Source organism: bacterium, assembly GCA_019637795.1.
GTDB lineage: Bacteria > Desulfobacterota > Binatia > HRBIN30 > CADEER01 > JAHBUY01.
The window spans coordinates 63,035-82,186 of the sequence record JAHBUY010000009.1 but is presented as its reverse complement, the minus strand read 5'-3'; the positions used below and the strand labels follow the sequence as shown (position 1 = coordinate 82,186).

At 73.7% G+C, this 19,152-nt stretch carries 12 protein-coding genes; 6 read left to right on the top strand and 6 right to left on the bottom strand.

Features of this window, described 5'->3' with window-relative positions; genetic code table 11:
- The first annotated feature begins 34 nt into the window (after positions 1-34).
- The gene (locus KF840_25525; protein ID MBX3028265.1) at positions 35-2,614 is read left to right on the top strand and encodes a putative Ig domain-containing protein; all 2,580 of its coding nucleotides are present in this window, start codon (positions 35-37) and stop codon (positions 2,612-2,614) included.
- 105 nt (positions 2,615-2,719) lie between these two features.
- Here the strand turns inward: KF840_25525 and KF840_25520 are convergent, their stop codons facing one another.
- Positions 2,720-3,808, bottom strand: coding sequence for an acyl-CoA/acyl-ACP dehydrogenase (locus KF840_25520; protein ID MBX3028264.1), 1,089 nt, complete (start codon positions 3,806-3,808; stop codon positions 2,720-2,722).
- Positions 3,809-3,919: 111 nt separating this feature from the next.
- Positions 3,920-5,140 (bottom strand): acyl-CoA dehydrogenase family protein, encoded by a 1,221-nt coding sequence (locus KF840_25515; protein ID MBX3028263.1) that lies wholly within the window; start codon positions 5,138-5,140, stop codon positions 3,920-3,922.
- Positions 5,141-5,507: 367 nt separating this feature from the next.
- Here KF840_25515 and KF840_25510 point away from each other — a divergent pair, with 367 nt between their 5' ends.
- Positions 5,508-6,587 (top strand): SMP-30/gluconolactonase/LRE family protein, encoded by a 1,080-nt coding sequence (locus tag KF840_25510; GenBank protein MBX3028262.1) that lies wholly within the window; start codon positions 5,508-5,510, stop codon positions 6,585-6,587.
- A 102-nt stretch (positions 6,588-6,689) separates the two neighbouring features.
- Here KF840_25510 and KF840_25505 read toward each other — a convergent pair whose 3' ends face one another.
- Positions 6,690-7,139, bottom strand: a complete 450-nt coding sequence (locus KF840_25505) for a hypothetical protein (protein ID MBX3028261.1) — start codon at positions 7,137-7,139, stop codon at positions 6,690-6,692.
- A gap of 91 nt (positions 7,140-7,230) precedes the next feature.
- Between KF840_25505 and KF840_25500 the strand changes: the two genes are divergently transcribed.
- The 3 genes from KF840_25500 (at position 7,231) to KF840_25490 (ending at position 9,550) form a co-directional block, all read left to right on the top strand.
- On the top strand, positions 7,231-7,893 hold the full coding sequence (locus tag KF840_25500) for a hypothetical protein (GenBank protein ID MBX3028260.1): 663 nt from the start codon (positions 7,231-7,233) through the stop codon (positions 7,891-7,893).
- Positions 7,894-7,956: 63 nt separating this feature from the next.
- Positions 7,957-8,847, top strand: coding sequence for a sensor histidine kinase (locus tag KF840_25495; GenBank protein ID MBX3028259.1), 891 nt, complete (start codon positions 7,957-7,959; stop codon positions 8,845-8,847).
- Between the two features lie 4 nt (positions 8,848-8,851).
- Positions 8,852-9,550 carry a response regulator transcription factor gene (locus KF840_25490; GenBank protein ID MBX3028258.1) on the top strand — a complete coding sequence of 233 codons (699 nt, stop codon included), beginning with the start codon at positions 8,852-8,854 and terminating at the stop codon, positions 9,548-9,550.
- A gap of 305 nt (positions 9,551-9,855) precedes the next feature.
- On the opposite strand, the gene KF840_25485 is transcribed toward KF840_25490, so the two are convergent.
- Both KF840_25485 and KF840_25480 read right to left on the bottom strand, forming a co-directional pair.
- Positions 9,856-10,962, bottom strand: coding sequence for an S-(hydroxymethyl)glutathione dehydrogenase/class III alcohol dehydrogenase (locus KF840_25485; GenBank protein ID MBX3028257.1), 1,107 nt, complete (start codon positions 10,960-10,962; stop codon positions 9,856-9,858).
- 71 nt (positions 10,963-11,033) lie between these two features.
- Positions 11,034-12,305 (bottom strand): MBL fold metallo-hydrolase, encoded by a 1,272-nt coding sequence (locus KF840_25480; protein ID MBX3028256.1) that lies wholly within the window; start codon positions 12,303-12,305, stop codon positions 11,034-11,036.
- 178 nt (positions 12,306-12,483) lie between these two features.
- Between KF840_25480 and KF840_25475 the strand changes: the two genes are divergently transcribed.
- The gene (locus KF840_25475; protein MBX3028255.1) at positions 12,484-15,075 is read left to right on the top strand and encodes an ATP-dependent helicase HrpB; all 2,592 of its coding nucleotides are present in this window, start codon (positions 12,484-12,486) and stop codon (positions 15,073-15,075) included.
- A gap of 33 nt (positions 15,076-15,108) precedes the next feature.
- On the opposite strand, the gene KF840_25470 is transcribed toward KF840_25475, so the two are convergent.
- Entirely contained in the window at positions 15,109-19,146 is a 4,038-nt protein-coding gene (locus tag KF840_25470; GenBank protein ID MBX3028254.1) for a hypothetical protein, read from the bottom strand.
- Positions 19,147-19,152 lie beyond the last annotated feature (6 nt).

Here is a 19,152-nt window from a genome sequence, read left to right as displayed (position 1 = left end):
TCCTCCCACCACCACGAGAAGGAGAATCCGTTCGATGAGCCCATGCCGTTTTCTACCCCGTGCCCTGGGTGTCGCCATCGTCGGCGCCGCCCTGGCCGCCGTCGCGTCGACCCCCGCCGGCGCCAGCACCGCCTATGGTGATCTCAACAACTTCGACGTCTTCAACGACACCGGCAGCGACTGCCATGGCTTCGAGATCGAGCTCGACGACGTGCGCAGCACCGACATCACGTACACCTACGACTACAATCACTACGGCGTGCCGACGATCACCGAGGATGCGTCCGATCCGGCGCACCCGAAGGTCTTCGTGCGCTACGCCGCCGCCTACGATGCGACGCTGAATGGCTTCTCGGCGTACACGGCCGTGCCGGCGGCGCCGCCGGCTCCGACCGACGGACACCAGTGCACGAATCCCGCCGTCAACATCGGCTGCGAGCACTTCGGCGTCGGCTACTACGGCGCGCCGACGGCGGTGCGCTACAACTGGCTGATCGAGAACCCGTCGGCGCCGGGCACCCTCGTCCATGGTCCGGCGGTCAACGTGTCGACGCCGACCTGGACCTACTACCCGCCGGCGCCGGCCCAGCCGGTGGCGCAGGTGCAGGCGGTGATCCTGGCGCCGCCGGCCCCCGAGGCGCCGGTCTACGAGTTCGGCGACGCCGTGTGGGTGAAGTCGATCGTCACCACCTCGCACAACAATCACCCGGTCGAGCTGCGCGACCTGGTGTCGGACGACCCGAGCGATCCCAACGACAAGAACTGGGCGAACGGCGAGCCGGACGAGGTCGAGATCGAGTGGCAGATCCTGCAGACCGAGTTCAAGAACGCCAACGGCGCCAACAACGAGCTCGTCGGCGGCAACGAGGCGCTGCCGCACGGCGACGAGGTGGTCACCCGTCGCTACGAGTTCTACAAGTACGCCGGGCCCCTGGATCCGGAAACCAACGAGGCGCTGTGCGAGAAGTACCCGCCGGTCGCCGATCCCAACGCCGGCGGGTACAAGGCGGAGTGCGATCCGAGCTCGGTGACCATCCTGGGGGACTACATCGGCGCCCAGATGGCCGGCTTCAACGTCGCCGCCGTGCTCGGCCTGATCGACCACCTGCAGGACGGCGACCTCGACGAGCCGTATACCGACCGCACCGTCGTGGTCGGCGGCAACACCCCGTACACGACCACCGTCTCCGGCGGCGCGCTGCCCGCCGGGCTGAGCCTCGACTCCGCCACCGGCGTGCTCTCCGGCACGCCGACCGCCGCCGGCGACTTCGCGTTCACCGTGTCCGCGACGGATGCCGACGCGGCGCAGGTGAGCCGGGCGTACACGCTGCGCATCAACGGCGCGCCGCCGGCCGACGCCTGCCCCGACGACCCGGCGAAGACCGATCCCGGCATCTGTGGCTGCGGCGTCGCCGACACCGACAGCGACGGCGACGGCACGCCCGACTGCGTCGACCAGTGCGCCAACGACCCGGCAAAGACCGATGCCGGCGTCTGCGGCTGCGGCGTCGCGGACACCGACAGCGACGGCGACGGCACGCCCGACTGCCACGACCAGTGCGCCAGCGATCCGGCGAAGGTCGCGCCGGGCACCTGCGGCTGCGGCGTCGCGGACACCGACAGCGACGGCGACGGCACGCCCGACTGCCACGATCAGTGCGCCAACGATCCGGCGAAGGTCGCGCCGGGCACCTGCGGCTGCGGCGTCGCGGACACCGACAGCGACGGCGACGGCACGCCCGACTGCCACGACCAGTGCGCCAACGATCCGGCGAAGGTCGCGCCGGGCGCCTGCGGCTGCGGCGTGGCGGACACGGACAGCGACGGCGACGGCACGCCCGACTGCCACGATCAGTGCGCCAACGATCCGGCCAAGGTCGCGCCGGGCGCCTGCGGCTGCGGCGTCGCGGATACCGACAGCGACGGCGACGGCACGCCCGACTGCCACGACCAGTGCGCCAGCGATCCGGCGAAGGTCGCGCCGGGCGTCTGCGGCTGCGGCGTGGCGGACACCGACAGCGACGGCGACGGCACGCCCGACTGCCACGATCAGTGCGCCAGCGATCCGGCGAAGGTCGCGCCGGGCGCCTGCGGCTGCGGCGTGGCGGATACCGACAGCGACGGCGACGGCACGCCCGACTGCCACGACCAGTGCGCCAGCGATCCGGCGAAGGTCGCGCCGGGCGCCTGCGGCTGCGGCGTGGCGGACACCGACGCCAACGGCAACGGCATCGCCGATTGCCTCGAAACCGGCCGCGCCGATCTGCGGCTCAGCTTCGAGGCGAAGGGCAAGCCGGGCAAGGTCGGACGGCGTCTGGCCTACGAGATCGCGGTGCGGAACGACGGGCCGGACACCGCCACCGCGGTGGTGACCAGCGTGCGGTGCGCGGGCCTGCCCTTCCACCTGGAGGCCCAGGCCAGCGACTGCGCGGTGGATGGCGGGGCGCTGATCTGTCCGTCCGGCACCGTGCGCGCCCGCAAGGCCGCCAAGGAGCGCCTGGTGATCGTGCCCGAAGCGACCGGCGTGCTGCGCTGCGTCGCGACGGTGTCGAGCGCGGTGCGCGATCCCAACCCGGCCAACGACACGGCGGCCGCGGACGTCCAGGTCCGCTGACCGCCGCCGCGATGACCGCGGGGCAGGCGCGCCGGCGTCTGCCCCGCGGTCGCGTGCGCCAGGCCATCGCGGCGACGCCGTGGCGTCGCCGCGATGGCGCCGGCCTCACCAGCCGGCGAGCTCGGCCGCCCGGGCCCGATGGTAGATGGCTTCGCCGAGCACGCTGCGGTCGAACAGGGCGCGGCGGAACCAGAGGTGGAGGTCGAACTCCCAGGTGAAGCCGATGCCGCCGTGCAGCTCGGTGCTGTCGCGGGTGACGCGGTCGTAGAGATCGCTCATGTGCGCCTTGACCAGCGCCGCGTGACGCGTGGACTGGTCCTGAATGCGGTCGAAGGCGTGCGCCGCGTACCAGACCAGCGACAGCGACGGCTCGAGGTCGGCGGCCATGTTGGCGAGCTGGTGCTTGACCGCCTGGAAGGCGCCGATCGGCTGGCCGAACTGCTCGCGGGTGAGGGCGTACGAGCAGGCCATCTCGAGGCAGCGCCGCGAGCCGCCGTAGGCATCGGCGCCGAGGAGGATCAGGCCGGCGTCGAGCGTCCGCTGCACGGCGGCGGCGTTGGGCAGCCGGGCGGCGTGGGCATCGGTGAAGGCGACGACGTCGAGCGGTCGGGTGAGATCGTTGACCGTCATCGGCTGCACGTCGACGCCGGGATCGTCGCGCTCGACGGCGAACAGGTGCGGGCCGCCGTGCTCGTCGCGCGCCGCGACCACGAACAGGTCGGCGATCTGCGCGCTCGGCACCAGCAGCTTGCGGCCGGTCAGCCGGCCGCCGGCGGCGTGCGCCTGCAGCGCCGACGGCGTCCACTCGCCGTGCTCTTCGCCCCAGGCGATGGTCGCCACCGCCTCGCCGGCGGCGAGCTTGGGCAGCCACGCGTCCTGCAGCGCCTGGTCGCCGCCTTCGTTGAGCGCCACCGTCGCCATGGCGCACCCGAGGAACGGCCCCGGCGCCGCGGCGTAGCCGAGCTCCTCGGCGACGAGCGCCAGGTCGAGCAGCTCGCGTTCGAGCCCGCCGTGCGACGCCGGCGCGATCACCCCGGCGACGCCGAGCTCCGCCAACTGCGTCCACAGCCGTCGCGCCTCGCCCGCCTCGCCTTCCATGATCTGCCGCACCCGCGTCGTCGGGCACTGCTCGGCGAGGAAGCGCTTGATCGTATCCTTCAGCAGCAGTTGATCTTCAGACAGTCCGAAATCCATTCGAGCTCCGTCGGGTCAGGCTGTTAGGCTGTTCGCTGTTAGGCTGTTAGGGGCCGGAGGGGCGGGTTGTCCACGGACCTCCGGCCCCTAACAGCCTAACAGCGTAACACCCTATCTTCTCCCGTCGCGCGGCATGCCGAGGCCGCGCTCGGCGATGATGTTGCGCTGGATGTTGGCGGTGCCGCCGGCGATGAGGATGCCGAGCGCCCACATGTACGAGTACGAGAACATGCCCATGTCGGGAGTGTTGTAGTCGCCGCGGGCGAGGGCGCCGCGGTCGCCGAGAACGTCCATGGCGGTGCGGCTGATGTCGTAGCTGAGCTGGGTGGTGAACAGCTTCATCACCATGCCGGCGAGGCCCTGGTCCTCGCCGCGCGACTGCTGGGTGAGCAGGCGGTAGCCGTTGTACTCGCTGGCCAGCAGGCGGGTCTCGAGCTGGACGAGGCGGTCGCGCAGCACCGGATCCTTGAGCGCCGCGCGGCCGCGCAGTTGCGCGTTCTGCGCCACCATCACCAGGCCGTCGAACGTGCGGCGGGTGATGAACGAGCCGCCGATCAGGGCGCGCTCGTGCTTGAGCGTCGAGCGGCTGACCACCCAACCCTTGCCGCGCGGGCCGACCAGGTTCTCCTTCGGCACGCGGACGTTGTCGAAGAACACCTCGTTGAAGTCGGCGTCGCCGGTCATCTGGCGCAGCGGCCGGACGTCGAGGCCGGGGGTCTTCATGTCGATCAGCAGGTAGCTGATGCCGTCGTGCTTGGGCGCGTCCGGCTCGGTGCGCACCAGCGCGAACATCCAGTGCGACTCCTTGGCGTTCGAGGTCCAGATCTTCTGGCCGTTGACCACCCAGAAGTCGCCGTCCAGCTCGGCGCGGGTGCGCAGAGAGGCGAGGTCGGAGCCGGAGCCGGGCTCGCTGTACCCCTGGCACCAGATGATCTTGCCGAGCAGCGTGTCGCGCACGAACTTCTGCTTCTGCGCCTCGGTGCCGTGCTCGACCAGGGTCGGCGCCAGCATGCTCGGACCCTGGCCGACCACCTCGCCGGGCGCCTTGGCGACGCGGAACTCCTCGGCGATGATGGCGCTCTTCAGCGGGTCGAACGCCTGCTCGCTGCCGCCGTAGGCGCGCGGCAGGCCGCGGTAGAGATAGCCGCGCTCGATCGCCTTGAGGCGGAACGCGGTGGCGCGCTCGTCGGTGCGCACGACGGCGCCCATGAGCGCGGCCTGGCCCTCCGGCGGCGGGCTGGAGTTGCGGTCCTCCTCCGACCAGTTGTCGTCGAGGAACTGCCGGACCTCGGTGCGGAAGCGCTCGTACTCTTCGCTGTAGCTCAGATCCATAGCCGCGACTTTCACCACAGCCGCGCACACAGGTCCACAGGGGCGGCGATCCGCTGGGTGCCCGTCCGCTCGGCCTTGCCCAAGAATTCGCTGCTCCCGCGAGGCAGCCCCAGGTTGTGAGGTTGCTGGGTTGTTAGTTGTTAGGCCTGAACGGCCTCTGAGACTGACAACCTAGCAACCTTTCTTGGGCAAAGCCCGTCCGCTCCTCATCTCGAGTCGCCGCGTCGCGGACGTCCCGACGGCCGCCGGCGGGGGCGCCGCGGTTGGGCGCGCGCCGCGCTGATGTGGTAGTCGTTGCGACGTGACGACGAGCTGCGGCGGCGCCGCCGGACGCGAGGACCGCCGCCGCGCCGATCGCGGCGACGACATGGGGCACGAATGGCGCGCGCCTCGCGGTTCCGGCGGCGGCGCGGCCCGGGATGGGCGGCGACCGCCGCCGCCGAGAGCCGCCGTGCTGCTGTTCGTGGTCGCCGCCTTCGCCGCCGGCGCGCCGGCCGCGGGCGCCGCCCCGGCGGGCACGATCGAGCGGCTCGACCCGCGGCTCGACGCCCTGCTGCCGGCGGACGCGCGGCTCGAGGTGGTCACCGGCGGGCTGCGCTGGGCCGAGGGACCGCTGTGGGACCCGCGCACCGGCGTGCTGCTGTTCTCCGACGTATCGCGCAACACCGTCTTCCAGTGGACCCCGGGCGGCGGCACGGTCGTGGTGCTGCGCCCGAGCGGCTACACCGGCGTCGAGCGGTTCAACGGCGACGAGCCGGGGGCGAACGGCCTCACCTTCGATCGCGACGGCCGCCTGGTCCTCTGCCAGCACGGCGATCGCCGCATCGCCCGCCGCGCCGCCGACGGCCAACTGACGACGGTCGTCGACCGCTATCAGGGCAAGCGCCTCAACAGCCCCAACGATCTCGTCTACGCCGCCGACGGCGCGCTCTACTTCACCGATCCGCCGTTCGGCCTGCCGCGCGGATACGACGATCCGGGGCGCGAGCTCGACTTCCAGGGCGTCTACCGGCTGGCGCCGGACGGCACGCTCAGCGCGGTGGTCACCGACCTGCGGGCGCCCAACGGCCTCGCCTTCTCGCCCGACGGCGCGACCCTCTACGTCAGCAACGCCGAGCGCGAGAATCCGCTGTGGATGGCCTACCCGGTGCTGGCCGACGGCAGCCTCGGCGCGGGCCGGGTGTTCGCCGACGCCCGCGGCATCGACGGCGAGGGCGTTCCCGACGGCCTGACGGTGGACGACGCCGGGACGGTCTTCGCCACCGGCCCGGGCGGCGTGCACGTCTTCGCGCCGGACGGCACCCGCCTCGGCCGCATCCTCACCGGCACGGCCACCGGCAACCTCGCCTGGGGCGACGACGGCCGCTCGCTCTACATCGCCGCCGGCCAGCGCATTCTGCGCGTGCGCACCAGCACCCACGGCCACGTCGGCGGCGCCCTGCGCTGATGCGAGCGCGGGGTCGCGCGCGCTTGGCGTCGAGCCCGACTGCGTGAACGCGTGCAGCCCTGCGTGTCGCGATACGTTCTCTGCCGCGACGCGGAGGGACTCCTACGTCCCCTCGCTGGCCCCCGGTCGGGTGGCGCCGATCGCTCGCGCCAGGCCGACGCTCACCACCGTCGACAACACGACCGACAGGACCGGCAGCAGGTAGATGAGCATCGCGCCGCCGCCGACGTGCGAATACAGGCCACGTCCCGCCGCCTGGTCGTGGGCGATGAGCGCCCAGTGAATGACGAGCGGGATGGGCGCCGGCGCCAGGGCGGCGAGCCAGAATACCCGCACCGCCCGCCCGCCGCCCCAGAGCGCGGCGCGGCGCGCGCACCAGTGATACAGCGCCGCCCAGAGCAGCGCCCCGGGATAGAACGACCACAGCAGGATCAGGCGGATCGCCAGGTGCTCCTCGCGCGGCGGGGCGAGCGCTTGCGAGAACCTCGACAACCACCAGGCCGCGATGATCAGCACCGACAGGCCCAGGAAGGGCGTCGTCGCCGCGCGCACGCGTCGATTCCGCCACGCCGCCGGCCGGGGCGCAAGCGCGCCGCGGCCACGGCTTGTTCATCGCCGCCGGAACGGGAAAGCTGAGCGAAGCGTGCTCTCTCCGTTCGACGTCTTCGATCCCGCAAACGCCTTCGATCCCAGCGCCTTCACGGGCGAGGCCGGGGCGAGCCGCCTGATGGCCGCCGCGGCGCAGATGCCGGGCGGGCCGTTGGCGCTGGTGTTCCTGCTCTTCTGGGCGCCGGTCGGACCGGGGATCCCCGCCGGCGTGCTGCTGGCGCATCACCTGCGCGTGCCGCCGCCGGTCACCTTCGGGCTCTACGCGCTCTCCGACACCCTGGCGGCGCTGCTCCTGCACCCGCTGTACCGCTGGCTGCGCACCCGCGGCCGCCGCCATCCCGCCATCCGCGCGATCGGCCAGCGGGTCCTCGCCTTCGCCATGATGGGCACGCGCCGCCCGACGCCAGAGGAGATCCGCGCCGGGCGCCTGGCGCCGGCCCTGTTCCGCATCGCCACCGTCGGCTTCGGCGTCGACATCTACACCGCCGGCGCGCTGGCGAGCGGGCTGCCGATCCCGTCCCTGCCGGGATGGCTGGCGGCGCTGGCCGGCGATCTGCTGTGGTTCGCGGTCCTCCTCGCCTCGAGCATCGTCGCGGCGGGGCTGATCGACGACGATCGCGTCGTCGGCGTCGTCGTCATCGCCGTCGCCCTGCTGGCGCAGCCCATCGCCAGGCGTCTGTTCCCGTCGCTGCGCTGAGCGGCGGGCGCCCGGCCCGCCCGACGGCTTGATTCCCCGGCCGCCGGGCGCGAGCATCCGGCCATGCGGTTCCGCCGACACATGTGGCTGGCCTCGACCTTCGTGCTGCTGTCGGTCGTGGCGCTGGTGGTGGTCGGCATCCTGGTGCTGGTGTTCCAGCGCGCCACCGTCGACATCACCTTCGGCATCCTCATCCTCGCCTTCTGCGTCGCGGTCCTGGCCAGCGCCATCTGGCTCGTCTTCTCGCTCAAGCGCGCCGCCGATCTGTCGCAGCTCCAGCTCGACTTCCTCTCCAAGGTGTCGCACGAGTTCAAGACCCCGCTCACCAGCATCCGTCTGTTCGCCCAGACCCTGCTCGAGCCGCGGCCGCTCACCGACGAACAACGCCGCCAGTGCCTGCAGATGCTCGACCACGAATCCGAACGCCTGAACATGATGATCGGGCGGCTGCTCGACCTGGGGCGGATGGAGGCCGGCTCGATGGCCTACCATCGCCGGCCGGAGACGGTGGACGCCGTGGTGGACACCGCCCTGCGCGCCTTCGAGCCGATCCGGCTGCAGGAGCACGTCGCGCTCGCCACCGACGTGCCGCGCGGCCTGCCGACGATCCTCGCCGACCGCACCATGCTCAGCCAGGCGCTGCTCAACCTGTTGCAGAACGCCGCCAAGTACGGCGGCGAGTCGCGCCAGGTCGAGCTGCGCTGCCGCGCCGACGACGGCCACGTCGAGCTCGCGGTCGCCGACCGCGGCCCCGGCATCCCGCGCCGCGAGCACCGGCGCATCTTCGAGCGCTTCTATCGCATCGACGACCGCCTGAGCCGCAAGCAGGAGGGCAGCGGCCTCGGCCTGGCGATCGTCCGCCACGTCGTCCAGGCGCACGGCGGCGAGGTGCGGGTGCGCAACCGCCCCGACGGCGGCGCCGAGTTCTCGATCCGCGTCCCGGCGGTCGGCTGACATGATGGCGTCGGAGCTCGTGCTGCTCATCGAGGACGATCCCGCGATCGTCGCCGGCCTGCAGCTCAATCTCTCGCTCGAGGGGTACGAGGTGCTCACCGCCGCCGACGGCGAGACCGGCCTGCAGTTGGCGCTCGAGCGGCAGCCCGACCTGGTGCTGCTCGACGTCATGCTGCCGGGCGTGAACGGCCTCGAGGTGCTGCGCCGGCTGCGCGAGGTCGACGCCGAGATGCCGGTGATCGTCCTCACCGCGCGCGGCGAGGACGCCGACAAGGTGCTCGGTCTGCAGCTCGGCGCCGACGATTACATCGCCAAGCCCTTCAACCTCCCCGAGCTGCGCGCCCGCCTCAACGCCGCCCTGCGCCGCCAGCGCCTGCGCGCCGCCGGGCAGTCGGTGCGCGAGTTCAACGACGTCCAGGTCGACCTCGACCGCCACCGCGCCCAGCGCGCCGGCCAGCCGGTGTCGATGACCGCGCGCGAGTTCGCCCTCCTCGCCTACTTCCTGCGCAACCCCGAGCGCGTTCTCACCCGCGAGACGCTGCTCAGCGAGGTGTGGCGCACCGACTACCTGACGCATCGCACGATCGACAACTTCGTCGGCCGCCTGCGCGCCAAGTTCGAACCCGATCCGGATCGGCCGCGTTACTTCCTGACCGTGCGCGGCGTCGGGTATCGGTTCGAGCCGACGGGGAACGGCGAGTGAGAAGGTTGGTCAGGTCGGTGCGTTGCGCGTCAGCGCGCGCGGATCGCGTCCGTCCGTCGGGCGATGTCGCGCCGCCGCCGAACGCCTGACGACGCCACCACCACGACTTGTCCTGGCCCTGATGTGACGAAAACATTTCACCACGGAGGCACGGAGACACGGAGTAAGCTGGACAAGAGGGGGTTCGGGGCGAGATCCCCAACGCCATCAGCGATGGCCATGGGGATCGCACCCACCCGCCATTCCGACGCTGCACCCTCCGTGTCTCCGTGCCTCCGTGGTGAAGGTGTCTTGTCGTATCGAGGCTAGAACCGCACCACGCTGCGGATGCTCTCGCCTCGGTGCATGAGGTCGAAGGCGTCGTTGATGCGCTCCAGCGGCATGGTGTGGGTGATGTACTCGTCGATCTTGACGCGGCCGCTCATCGCCCAGTCGACGTAGGTCGGAAGCTGGGTGCGGCCGCGGGTGCCGCCGAAGGCGGTGCCGCGCCAGACGCGGCCGGTGACGAGCAGGAAGGGCCGCGCGTGGATCTCCTCGCCGGCGCCGGCGACGCCGATGATGATGCACTGGCCCCAGCCCTTGTGGCAGCTCATCAGCGCCTGGTTCATCACCTCGACGTTGCCGATGCACTCGAAGGCGAAGTCGACGCCGCCGTCGGTCATCTCGACCAGCGCCTCGGCGACGTTCGGCACCGCTCCGGGGTCGAGACAGTCGGTGGCGCCGAGCTGGCGCGCCAACTCGTGCTTCGACGGGTTGAGGTCGATGCCGATGATCCGCGCCGCGCCCGCCATGGCCGCCCCTTGCACGACCGAGATGCCGATGCCGCCGAGGCCGAAGACGGCCACGGTGGCGCCGGGGTGCACCTTGGCGGTGTTCAGCACCGCGCCGATGCCGGTGGTGATGCCGCAGCCGAGCAGGCACACCTTCTCCAGCGGCGCGTCGGGCCGGATCTTGGCGAGCGCGATCTCCGGCACCACCGTGCACTCGGCGAAGGTCGAGGTGCCCATGTAGTGCAGGAGCGGCGTGCCCTTGTGGGACAGGCGGCTGGTGCCGTCCGGCATCAGGCCCTTGCCCTGCGTCGCCAGGATGGCGCTGCACAGGTTGGTCTTGCCGCTGAGGCAGAACTTACAGTTGCGGCACTCGGGGATGTACAGCGGGATGACCCGATCGCCGGGCCGCAGCGAGGTCACGCCCGGCCCGACCGCTTCGACGGTGCCGGCGCCCTCGTGGCCGAGCACGCACGGGAACAGCCCCGACGGGTCCCGCCCGCTCATCGTGTAGGCGTCGGTGTGGCAGACCCCGGTGGCGGCGAGCCGTACCAGGCACTCGCCCGCCTTCGGTCCGTCGAGCTCGACCTCGTCCACCACCAGCGGCTGCCGTGGCTCGAAACAGATCGCGGCGCGGATTTTCATGGTGCTCCCTTTCGCTCGCGCGCGGTCGGCCGTCGGCGCTCAGCGCGACGCGGCCGGCCGGTCGCCGGCGGCTATTCCTCGTGCCCCATCACCAGCCGGGTCGCGCGCAGCGGCTGGTCCTTTTCCTCGTCCAGCGCGGCGCGCGCGTCGTTCATCGCGGCGCGATAGATGCCCTGCGCCATCAGCGCCGACTCGTCGGCCAAGCGCCGCGCGTAGACGTCGCGTTTCAGGGTCTGCGCCTCGCGGTTGGTCGGCGCCGTGCGCGTCGCCCACTCGGCGAGGTGGGCGGCCATCACGCTGTCGCCGGCGTCGAGCAGGGCGCGGCCGCGGGCGATCAGCCTCTCCACGCCGCCGGCGAGCGCCGCGATCTCCGCCGCCTGCGCCTCGTGCGTCGCCGGCAGCAGATCGGCGGCGTTGCCGTTCCACCAGCCGCCCCACAACCGCAGCAGGTTGCGGACGATGAACTTGGGATGGTCGTAGTTGGCCTGCAGATACGGGCGCCCGGCCAGCTCGGCGTCCGGCTCGACGGCATGGAAGATCTGCTCCGGCGTGCGGCCGGCGTTCATCAGTTCCAGCACCTGGTCGATGATCGCCCGCAGGTAGCGCGCCGTCTCGGTCAGCACGGTGCGCACCGCGGCGCGGCCGCGGATCGCCAGGCCGTGGCCGGGGAAGAGGTACTCGGCGTCGAGCCCGGCCATCGCTTCCAGCGCCTCGGCCCACTCCGCCGGATAGCGCTGCACCTTCTGCGGATTGCCGCAGTTCGGCGCCTGCCAGATGATCAGGTCGCCGGTGAACAGGTAGCGTTGCTCCGGGATCCACACCCAGCACGCGTCGTCGGTCTCGCCCTTGGCGGCGCGGACGTGCACCTCGCCGTCGCCCAGCCGCACCGTCAGCGCGTCGCGGAAGACGTGCGTCGGCCAGTCGAACTGGTTCGGGAACATCGGCTTCGGCAGGCTGAACTGGCGCTGGTTGATGCGCGCGTTCCAGCCGTGGGTCATGGCGTAGCGGCGGAAGCGGCCGAGGCAGTTCTCCTGGGCGATGATCTGCGGCGTCTCGCCGGCGTCGAGGAAGGCGCGCAACCCGAAGGCGTGATCGACGTGGCCGTGCGTGTAGACCGCGGCGCGCAGCGGCGCGTCGCTCCAGGCGCGCACGGCCTCGCGCAGCGCGCCGCTGGCATGGGTGAATCCCGGATCCACGATCAGCAGGCCGTCGCGCCGGCGGACGGCGTAGGTGTTGACGAACGCCGGGTACATGAACACGTCCGGCGCCACCTCGCCGGGCTCGCCCCACACCCGCGCCGGGGTGTGCAGCGGATCGCTGGTCAGCATGCTGTGCTCGCTCATGCCGGCGACCCTGCCACCGCGATGCGGGGTGGAGCAAGCTGGCATCGCCGGTTGGGTCTGAGGCGGTTACGCTGTTAGGCTATGACGCTGTCAGGGGCCGGAGGGTGGAGTCGTGGACGGCCCGTCAATCCCCTCCACCGTCCAACAGCCCGACCGCGTGAACCGCATCGCCTCGTCCGTGCCCGCGCCGCTTCCCATCGATTCGCTGCTGCCCGCCATCGTGGCGGCGCTGCGCGACGCGAACCGCCTCGTGCTGCGCGCCGCGCCGGGGGCCGGCAAGACGACGCGCGTGCCGGCGGCGCTGCTCGATGCCGGCCTCGCCGGCGCCAGGCAGGTGGTGGTGCTCGAGCCGCGGCGCATCGCGGCCCGCGCCGCCGCCGAGTACGTCGCGGCGCAGCGCGGCGGGCGGGTCGGCGGCGAGACCGGCTACCGGGTGCGCTTCGAGACGCGCGGCGACGCCCGCACCCGGCTGTGGTTCGTCACCGAGGGCGTGCTCGGGCGGCAGTTGACGCGCGATCCCTACCTCGAGGAGGTCGGCGTCCTGGTGCTCGACGAGTTCCACGAGCGCCACCTGCCCGGCGACGTCGCGCTCGCCCTGGCGCGTGAGCTGCAGGAGACGGTGCGCCCGGATCTGCGCCTGGTGGTGATGTCGGCGACGCTCGATACCGCCGCCCTGGCGACCTATCTCGGCGACGCGCCGGCGTTGACCTGCGAGGGCCGCGCCTTCCCGGTGCGCCTCGAGCATGCCGCCCCCGATCCGCGGCCGCTGGCGGCGCGCGTCGCCGCGGCGCTGTCGCGCCTGCTCGCCGCCGGCGACGACGACGGGGACGTGCTCGTCTTCCTGCCCGGCGCGGCCGCCATCCGCCGCGTCGGCGAGGCGATCGCGCCGCTCGCCGCGGCGCGCGGGCTCGACGTCCTGCCGCTGCACGGCGACCTGCCGCTCGACGCGCAGCGGCGGGCGCTGCAGCGCGGTCCCCGCCGGCGCGTCGTGCTCGCGACCAACGTCGCCGAGACCTCGCTCACCGTCGAGGGCGTCACCACCGTCATCGACAGCGGCCAGGCCCTGCGCGCCGAGCACGACGCCCGCCGCGGCGTCAACGTCATCCGCCTGGCGCCGATCAGCCGCGCCGCCGCCGAGCAGCGCGCCGGGCGCGCCGGCCGCACCGCGTCCGGTCGCTGTCTGCGCCTGTGGCCGGCGGTCGAGCACGCGGCGCGGCTGCCGCGCGAGACGCCGGAGATCCGCCGCCTCGAGCTCAGCGCCACGGTGCTGGAGCTGCGCGCCTGGGGGGCGCGCGACATCCAGGCCGTCGGCTGGCTCGATCCGCCGCGCGCCGGCGCCGTGCAGCAGGCGGAGCGCCTGCTCGCCGCGCTCGGCGCGGTCGACGCCGCGGGCGGGATCACCGAGACCGGGCGGGCGCTGCTGGCGATCGCGGCGCCGCCGCGCATCGCCCGTTTGCTGGTCGAGGCGCGGCGGCGCGGCATTGGCGGGACCGGCGCCCTGCTGGCGGCACTGGCCGCCGAGCGCGACATCCTGCTCGAGGCGCGCGCCTTCGGCGGCGGCGGCGACGAGGCGCCGTGGCCGGACGGGCCGTCCGACCTGCTGCTGCGCGCCGCGCTCTTCGCGCAGGCCGAGCGGCAGGGGTTCTCGATAGCGGCGTGCCGGCGGCTGGGCCTGGAGGCGAACGCGCTGCGCGCCGTCGACCGCGCCCGGCGGCACTTCGCCGGCGGGCGCGGTTCGCCTGCCGGGTCGCGTTCCCGTGCCGCCGGGGACGGGGAGGTCGCCGCGGCAGCCCCGTCCCACGGCGGCGTGGACGACGCCGCCGGGAAGGCAGTCCTCGCCGCGTTCGCCGATCGCCTCTGCCGGCGCCGCGCGCCCCGGTCGCATCGCGCCGTCATGGTCGGCGGCACCGGCGTGGCGCTCGACCCGCGCAGCGTCGTGCGCGGCGCCGAGCTGTTCGTCGCCGTCGATCTCGATGCCGGCGCCGGCGCCGACGCGCGGGTGCGCATCGCCAGCGCCGTCGATCCCGCCTGGTTGGCGGAGCTGTTCCCCGCGGCGCTGCGGCGCGACGCGGTGGTCGAGCTCGATCCGGCGCAGGGACGCGTCGTGCGCCGCGAGCGCGAGCGCTTCCACGACCTCGTCCTGCGCGAATGGGTGAGCCCGGACGTCGACCGCGCCGCCGCCGGCGCGGTGCTCGCCGCCGCGGCGCGCCGCGACCCCGCGGCGGCGGTGGCGCTCGACGACGAGGCGCGCCATCTCCTGGACCGCCTGCGCTTCCTCGCCCGCGCCATGCCGGAGCTGGCGCTGCCCGACGCCGACGAGCTGCTGGCCGAGGCCGTCGCCGCGCTGTGCGACGGCAAGCGCAGCTTCGCCGAGCTGCGCGCCGCCGACGTCGGCGAGGTCGTCGTCGGCCTGCTCGGCGGCTCGCAGCGGCAGGCGCTGCAACGCGACGCGCCGGGGCGCCTGACGCTGCCCAGCGGCCGCAGCGTGCGCATCGCCTACGGCGCCGACAAGCCGCCGGCGGCGGCGGCGCGCATCCAGGAGGTCTTCGGTCTCGCTGCGACGCCGCGCCTGGGCGGCGGCCGCGTCCCGCTGGTGTTCGAGCTGCTGGCGCCCAGCCAGCGGCCGGTGCAGATCACCGACGATCTCGCCAGCTTCTGGCGCCGCGGCTACCCCGAGGTGCGCAAGCAGCTCCGCGGCCGCTACCCGAAGCACGCCTGGCCGGAGGACCCGACCACCGCCGCGCCGACCTCACGCCGCCGGCGGCAGTGAACGCAACTTCGCCGCGACGGCCATGGCCGCGGTTCACGCGGCCGGGGTCGGGTCGCGGCGCGGTGGTGTCGGCGGGGCCGGCGGCGTGGGGCGCGGCGGGCGCCGCCAATAGCCGCCGGTGCCGAAGCTCTCCCAGCCCCAGCGCAGCCAGCGCAGCAGGGCGGCGGCGATCCACAGCGCCCAGGCGAGCATCAGCAGGCGGTAGACGAGCAGCGGCGTCGACACGATCCACGCCTGCGGCAGGGTCGGGCCGCTGCGGTCCTGGTACCAGCGCAGCAGCTCGGCGCTCGAGGCGTTGCCGGCGATCTGCATCTCGGGCTGGCCGAGCAGGCCCTGCTGGATGGCGTAGAAGAGGATGGCGATCGCCGCCCAGGTCCAGGCGACGAGCAGCAGTTGCACGAGGTCGAAGGCGTGGGCGCCGAGCGTGCCGCCGCGTTCGCGGCGCCAGCCGATGGCGAGCAGCCAGCCGGCGACCACCACCGCGGCGGCGATCGGCACCTGGGTCAGGCCGATGCCGAGCAGCAGCCAGTGGTGGAAGCGCAGCGGCGTGCTGCGCACCCGGCCGAGGCCGAACGCCACCAGCGTCAGCACCGGCAGCAGGCTCCAGAACAGCACCGCCGGGCCGAGCCGCGGGCCGCCGGCGAAGAGCACCCAGCGGCTCGGCGGCACGGTGAGGTCGAGGCGGGCGTTGACGCTCGGCGCGCCGAGATCGACCGCCGGCGAGCGGAAGCGCGCGACCATGCCGTCGGGCTGCCGCCAGCGCAGGGCGACCGGCTGGGCGCCCGGGTTGATGGGCAGCACGACGCCGCCGTTCTCCAGGCGCAGCGGCTGGGCGACGCCGCCGATCACCACCGACAGCAGCTCGGCGCCCGGCGGCAGCGCGATGCGGTGCTGCGCGCCGCGGCTGCTGCGCACGGTCAGCTCGAGCGTCGCGTCGGTGGCCCGCAGTCCGGGGCTGAGCGCCAGCGCGCTCTCGTCGATCGTCAGCGTCTGCCCGGGCACGCCCTCGGGGCGGAGCACCGCCAGCGTCACCGCCTCGCCGGGCCACGGGCGCCACTCGCGCAGCGGCGGCGCGCTCGGGTTGGTGCGCAGCACCGAGGCGACGCCGGTGGCCTCGACGTGCCAGATCGGGCTGGCGTCGAGGCGCCACAGCTCGACCCACGGCACGTCCTCGGGCGCCCGCAGCTCGATCGGCGAGCGCTCGTCGAGCGTCGACTGCCAGGTCGCCTCGTCGACCTGCGGCGCCAGGTTGATCTGCGCCCGGCCGTCGGCGACGCGGACGTCGGCGGTGGTCACCGCCTCGCCGGCGAGCAGCGGCACCGCCAGCACCAGCGCCGCGTCGGCCGGGGTGAGGCGGACGACGCGCGTCTCGACCTGCCAGGTGAGTCCGAGGCGCAGCGTGCGTTCGACGCGCGCGAACGGCGGCAGTTGATTCGCCTGCAGCGGCGCCGCCGCCGCGCCGTCGGCGGGCGCGACGCGGGAGAGCTGCAGGTTGGCGTCGGCGCTGCCGTCGCCGTGCACCCCCTCGAGCGTCCAGCCGTCGATCCGCGCCTCGACCAGCCGCGGCACCAGGGCGAACGGGACCTGCACGGTGTCGCGCGCCGGCAGCGGGCCCTCGATCAGCACCTCGTGCCTGCCGGGCTCGAGTCGCAGCCACAGGGCGCCGTCGCTGCCCTGCAGCAGTCCCGTCGCCGCCTCGCCGTCGACGCTGACCGCGGTCGGCAGCCAGTGCGTCGCCTGCCCCGGCAGCGGCACGGCGACCGGCGCGGCGACGTCGATCCGCAGCCGCGCTCGCAGCGTCCGCGGGTCGGCCTCGAGCTGCAGGCGCGGCATCGACGCGCACCACGGATGACACGACGGCGGCTCGAGCAGGCGCGCGCGCAGCGTGTCGAGCATGGCGTCCGACGGGAAGTCGGCGCGCGCCGGCGGGACGGCGCCGCAACAGAGGATCAGCAGCGCCGCGGCCGCCGCGTTGCGCCGCGGCTGGTAGCCGATCAGCCGCGCCACCAGCGCCGCCAGGAGCAGGGTGCGGAGGATGGCGAGCAGCAGGTTCGCCGCCGGCGAGAGCAGCACGAGGTGGAGCTGCTGCTCCTGGCTCACCGGTCCGCTCCAGGCGAGGCTCACGCTGTTCCAGCTCCAGGCGGGCAGACCGGGGCCGGTCTGCACGACGCTCTTCGGGTCGACGGCGGCGTATTCGTAGCTGCGGCTGACCGCGCCGCGCTTGGCGACCGCGAGCTCCTCGGCGCCAGAGGTGGCGGCATCCCTCGCCCCGCCGTAGCCGAGGGCGCGCACCCGTTCCGGGCTCTCCGGCGCCGCCGCCTGGCTCGTCATCTGGTCCGTGCCGAGCCACGGGTGCTCGAGCGTCGGGTAGAGCGCCTGCCGCATCTGGCCGATGACGAAGGGCACGGTGGCGATCACCAGGACGGTGAGCGCGAGGACGCGGAGCAGTCGCAGGGCGCGCCGCGCCGTGCCGTCGGGGACGACGCGCACCAGCGCCTCGACCACCAGCACGGTGAGCCAGATGCCGGCCGGCGACTCCGGCTCGGTGTAGGTGAGGCCGACCGCGAGCAGCGCCAGCGCGCCCCAGCCCCAGCCGTAGAGGCGGGCGGTGGCGAGGGCGGTGATGAGGACGATGAAGAGATCGAGCAGCGTCCAGGTGGCGATCCAGGTCGGTCGCGCCTGGTCGACGCCGCTGGCGTGCAGCAGGCGCCATCCCGGCGGCAGTTGCAGTTGCGCCGACAGGGACTGGAAATCCTGCAGCCAGCCGACCGCGGGCAGGGTGCGGGTGGCACCGTCGAGCCGGCTGTCGGCGTCGAGCGTCAGCGTGCCGGCGCGGATCTCCACCCCGGACGGCGCGTCGGCGGCGAGGCGGGTGATGAACTGGTCGGCGCCGTCGACGGCGACGCGGCCGAGCGTCGTCGGCGGCGCCATGTCGAGCCGCCAGGCGCGGCTGAGCGTGCCGGTGATGCGGTCGCGCACGGTGTAGCCGCCGCCGTCGAAGTCGAGCCACAGCGTCCGCTCCAGCGCGAGCTGATCGGCGCCGGCGTCGGTGTCGCCGCGCCGCCGCTCCACCAGCGTCATCGTCGCGCCGGGCCGCATCACGTAGGCGGGAAGCTGGCGCCATTCGTCGGGCAGGTTGGTCTGCTGCGGGTCGACCGCGGCGGCGCCCTCGATGGTCACCAGGCGCAGGTCGGGGTGGGCCAGGAAGACCCAGATCTCGGTGCTCGCCCACGGCCCGTCGGGCGACGGCGCGCTGAGCGTCGCCGCCGGTCCGTCGTGGCGGGCGAGCAGGCGCAGCGACCAGCTCCCCGCGCGCACCTGCAGGCGCAGGCGGCCGTCGGCTTCGAGGCGGGCCGGCAGCGGGCTGTCGAGCAGCATCGGGGCGAAGCCGGCGGGCAGGGCGGGACCGAGCGACGCCTCGCGGCCGCGGCCGGACACCTCGAGCTCGATCCGCGTGTCGAGCAGCAGCGGCACGTCGTCGTCGACCAGGCGATGCACGATGACGCCGATGCGGTCCGCCTCGTCGCTCGTCGCCTCGGCGCGCTGCAGCCACAGGCTGCCGTCGGCATCGCGGTTGGGGAAGGGCACTGCCTCGCCACGCAGGGTGAGGGCGATCACGCCGGTGCTCGCCGGGACCGGCAGCATCTCGGGCAGGCGATCCCAGGTGAAGCGACCGGCGACGGCGTGGCGACCGGCCTCGAGCCACACCTGTGGGGTGCCGTCGCGGTCGATCACCACGACGTCGCCGCCATCGACCGTCACGTCCTGCGGCCACGGTTTCGCGGCGCCGGGCAGCGGCAGCCACAGGCCGCGCTGCGCGTCCCACTCCTGGATGAAGGTTCCACCGTCGTCATCGAGGTCCAGCGCGAGGCGCGACGGCCAGGCGCACTCGCGGCGCGCGGCGTCGCCGAGCAGCGGCGCACAGACGGCGTCCTCGTGCCCGTGGAGCGCCCAGTCGATCCACTGTTGCAGCTCCTCGGGCACCTGCGCGCGCCCGAGCGGTTGCGCCGCCGCCGCGCCGGCCACCAGGCCGACGAGCGCCAGCGCCAGGGCGAGGGCGCGGCCGGGCATCGTGCG